This is a genomic window from Streptomyces sp. NPDC001880, from assembly GCF_053594575.1.
Map to the genome: position 1 here is coordinate 1 of NZ_JBSFET010000210.1, position 3,914 is coordinate 3,914.

Here is a 3,914-nt window from a genome sequence, read left to right on the forward strand (position 1 = left end):
CCTGGCCAACATCGCCGCCGAACGCATCTCGGTGCTGCCCGGCCCGCCCACCCTCCACCAGTCCCTCCTGGACCACCCGGCACGGCCTGCGCACGGGTCGCGAACCACCGAGGGGCCGTCGCCGCGTCCTGCTGTCCGGGGCAGGGCAGGGCGAGCCGGCGCGCCGGGTCGGCGACGGCGGTACGCACCCCGTCCGCCGAGATCCGGCCGAGGCCGACGCGCAGCATCGCCCGCGCCACCCGGTCGACGCCGGTCACCTGTTGCAGGTCCAGCACGACCGGTTCCGTCGACCGGGGGCGGGACTCGTCCAGCGCGTGCAGCACGCGCTCGGCCGCGGTGAAGTCGATGGCGCCCTGGGCGGCCACGACCGCGACCCGTTCGCGCGGGGCACGCTCCCCGGGTGCGGCCCCGGCGGTGGGCAGTTCGTCGGCGGTGGCGACGAGTGTGACGGTTCTGGCGGCCAGTGCCGGATTGTGCATCAGATGCAGGCCCAGCCGCTCCGACAGGGCGCCGAGCGCGGCGCGCCCACGCACCGAGGTGCCGGTCGGATCCAGCCGCGGGCTGTAGGTGGCCAGGCCGAACCGCGCGGGTCCGGCGGCGATCAGCCCGCCGGACACACCGCTCTTCGCGGGCAGCCCGACACGCAGCAGCCAGTCGCCGGAGGCGTCGTACATGCCGCAGGTCGCCATCACCGCCAGCACCTGCGCGGCGACCGGCTCCGGGACCACCGCGTCACCGGTGAGCGGGTTCACTCCGCCGTGCGCGAGGGTGGCGGCCATCGCGGCCAGGTCCAGTGCGGTGACCCGTACCGCGCACTGCCTGAAGTACGTCTCGACCGCGGCGACCGGGTCGACGGGCAGCGGCCCGGTGCTCCGGATCAGGTAGGCGAGGGCGCGGTTGCGGTCTCCGGTGGCGGCCTCGGAGGCATACACCCGCTCGTCCACGTCCAGCCGCCGGCCGGCGAAGCGGCTCAGGCAGTCGAGGATGCGGTCGAACCTCGGGACGTCGGGGGCGTCCGGGATCAGCGCGGTGGTGATGATGGCACCCGCGTTGACCATGGCGTTGTCGGGCCGCCCGGTGCCCGGTTCCAGGCTGATGGCGTTGTACGCCTCGCCGCTGGGTTCGGCATTGACCCAGCGGCACACCTCGTCGAGCCCGAGGACGGACAGGGCGAGGGCGTAGACGAACGGCTTCGACACGGACTGCAGGGTGAACGGGGCATCGGCGTCACCCGCGCTGTAGCGGTGGCCGTCCATGCTGATCAGGGCCAGCCCGAACGCGTCCAGGTCGGTCCGCGCCAACTGCGGGATGTATTCGGCCGGTCGGCCGTCCCGCAATCCGGTGAACCGCGTGTGCAGTTCACACAGGGCCTCGGTGACGGCATCGGCGGCGGTACTCACCCGGCCCCGGCCGTCAGCTGCGCTCGGCCTGGGCGATCCGGGGGACCGTCTTGACGCCGGCCGCCTTGCGGCTGTTGGCGAGCTGGTTGACGGTCCGTCCGGGCGCGACGTCCGGGAAACCGAGCACCACGGAGTCGAGCACCTTCCCCGACGCGTCGGGGAATTCCACCTTGACGGCGTAGAAGGCGGCCTTGTCCGTGTGGTTGGTGACGCGGACGAGGGCACTGCGGAACTGCTCGGACTTCGCGACCGGCTGCCCGGTCACCGAGACATCCGTGACCGCGTTGCCCCGGCCCTGCACACCTGCGAGCTGCTTCACCGCCTGCTGCCGGTTGCGCTCGGCGGCGGCGGAGACCGAGGCGGCGAATTCCTGCTGGGTACGCCCGGTGGGACTCGCGGACCGGGTCATGGCCGGTTCGGGAGAGACCGTTCGGATGCTTCTGGCCGTGCCGGTCGACGTGGTGTCGGAGCCGCCGCAGGCGGCGGAACCGGCGATGACCGACGCGGCCAGCACGGCCGGGGTCAGACTGCGGACTGCGCGGCCGCCGAGGGCGTGCCGCAGGGGTCTGATCGGGTTCACGGACGCTCCGTCTGCTCGGAAGGCCATAGGGAAAGAGGGGAGGGAGGGACAGGCAAGGCAGGGCGGGACGCGCACACGAGGGAGGATCGGGGCAGTACGGAAGAGCGCGGATCGTCGCTCTCCCCCGGCCGGTCAGGCCGCGTCGTCGCCGAAGATCTCACGCAGCCGTTCCTCGCTCTGCGCGTCCAGGTTGCTGTGCAGCAGCACGGCACCGCCATGCGGGAGCGCCTGGCTGATCCGGTCGGGCACTGCGTCCGTGGTCAGCAGGAACAGGGCCGAAGTCCCCGGTGTCACCTTCTCCTTGACCTCGGCGATGAAGTCGTCGTCGATGCCGATGTCGGTGAGTTTGCCGCCCAGCGCACCGGCCGCCGCACCGATCGCCGCGCCCAGCAGCGGCATCAGGAAGATCAGCCCGAAGAGCATCCCCCAGAACGTGCCGCCCAGAGCACCGGCGCCTGCGAGGTTGACCAACTGCTTGGTTCTGGGCTTCGCCCGATCGGCGGGCCAGCTGACCACGGCCGCGTCGTGGATCTTGATCAGCCCCTCCCTCTGAAGGGACTTGAGCGAGGTCTCCATGGTCTCCGCACCCTCGGCCGACTGGAACCTCCACACGGTGAGCGTGGACATCGCATACACCTCCTGGGAACAACAACGAAAGAACTCGCCCATATTAGGATCAAAAGGTATGAATTGACTCGTCGAATTCACCCGCTTCGCTCGGGAGCGGATTCCGGCCGAACCCCCTGGGAGAACGATGGATACGGATGCCCTGACCGCCGGCCTGTTGCAGAAACTGCGGGCGGTCAAGCCCTATCCGGCCCTGTCCCTGACCATGCCGACGCACCGCCGCGCCCCGGACAACGCCCAGGACACCGTTCGGCTGCGCAACCTGGTGGCCGAGGCCGCCGGGCGACTGGAAGCGGACCCCGCGGTCACCCGCGAGGCGCGGACCGCGCTCCAGGAACAACTCGACCGGGCGGTCACCGAGGTGGACCCCCGACGCGCCCTGGACGCCCTGGTCCTCCTCGTCACCGCCGACGAGCACCAGATCTGGCAGCTTCCGCGCACCGCGCCCGAACGGGTGGTGCTCAGCGACACCTATCTGACCCGCAACCTGGTCGCCGCGAAGGCGCAGGCCCAGCCCTTCTGGGCGCTCACCGTGTCGGCCGACCGGGCCGCCCTGTGGAGCGGCACTGCGGACGCCCTGCGCGAGGAGCGGACCGGCGGGTTCCCGCTGACGGCTCCGCAGGAGCCCCCCAACCCGCAGCGCGAGGAGCGGGTCGGCGACACCCCGAGCACCTTCAGCGACGAGGAGACGCGCAACTTCCTGCGTTCGGTCGACGAGAAGCTGCGCGCGGTACTGGCCGAGGACCCTCGCCCGCTCCATCTGGTGGGCCTCGCCCCCGCGCTGTCTCTGCTGGACGAGGTCGGGGAGGGTGCCAAGTCGGCCGTCGGCCGGGTCGCCAAGGGCGCGCCCGCCGACATGCCACCGAGCGAGCTGCTCAAGGAGCTGCGGCCGGCGCTCGACGAACGGCAGCGGCGGTTCGCGGCGGAGATCGACGGCAAGCTGGACGAGGCGCGCGGTCGTCGTGCCTTCGCCGGCGGTCTCGACGAGGTGTGGGCCGCCGTGCGGGAGGGCCGTGCCGGACTGGTCGCGGTGGAGGAGCACTTCCAGCAGACGGTCCGGGTGACGGACAAGCACCTGGAGCCGGTGAGCGGCGAGGCCGCGGACCTCACGGATGGCACGGTCCGCGAGGACATCGTGGACGAGCTCGTCGAGGCGGCCCTGGACATCGGCGCCGACGTGGTCTTCCTCCCGGACGACTCGCTCGCGGAACACGGACGGATCGCGGCGGCCCTGCGGCCAGCCGGTAGGGCTGGTTCTTCACGACGGAGATCGAGGCGTCCTCGTACTTCTTGTAGATGCGGACGGC

General features: G+C 71.7%; 4 protein-coding genes. 1 reads left to right on the plus strand and 3 read right to left on the minus strand.

Features of this window, described 5'->3' with window-relative positions; translation table 11 throughout:
* The 3 genes from glsA to ACWCQ6_RS36220 all read right to left on the minus strand — a co-directional run.
* Positions 1-1,400 (minus strand): glutaminase A (gene glsA, locus ACWCQ6_RS36210; protein ID WP_451096625.1); only part of this gene is annotated, 1,400 nt, incomplete at its 3' end.
* 13 nt (positions 1,401-1,413) lie between these two features.
* Positions 1,414-1,980, minus strand: a complete 567-nt coding sequence (locus ACWCQ6_RS36215) for a hypothetical protein (protein ID WP_451096627.1) — start codon at positions 1,978-1,980, stop codon at positions 1,414-1,416.
* Positions 1,981-2,112: 132 nt separating this feature from the next.
* Positions 2,113-2,607 (minus strand): DUF1269 domain-containing protein, encoded by a 495-nt coding sequence (locus ACWCQ6_RS36220; RefSeq protein WP_451096629.1) that lies wholly within the window; start codon positions 2,605-2,607, stop codon positions 2,113-2,115.
* Between the two features lie 127 nt (positions 2,608-2,734).
* Between ACWCQ6_RS36220 and ACWCQ6_RS36225 the strand changes: the two genes are divergently transcribed.
* Positions 2,735-3,914: baeRF3 domain-containing protein (locus ACWCQ6_RS36225; protein ID WP_451096631.1), on the plus strand; the 1,180-nt coding region annotated here is incomplete at its 3' end.

Excerpts from the sequence above, each read along its gene's own strand:
- ACWCQ6_RS36220 (WP_451096629.1), bottom strand. The coding sequence starts at position 2,607 with ATGTCCACGCTCACCGTGTGGAGGTTCCAGTCGGCCGAGGGTGCGGAG.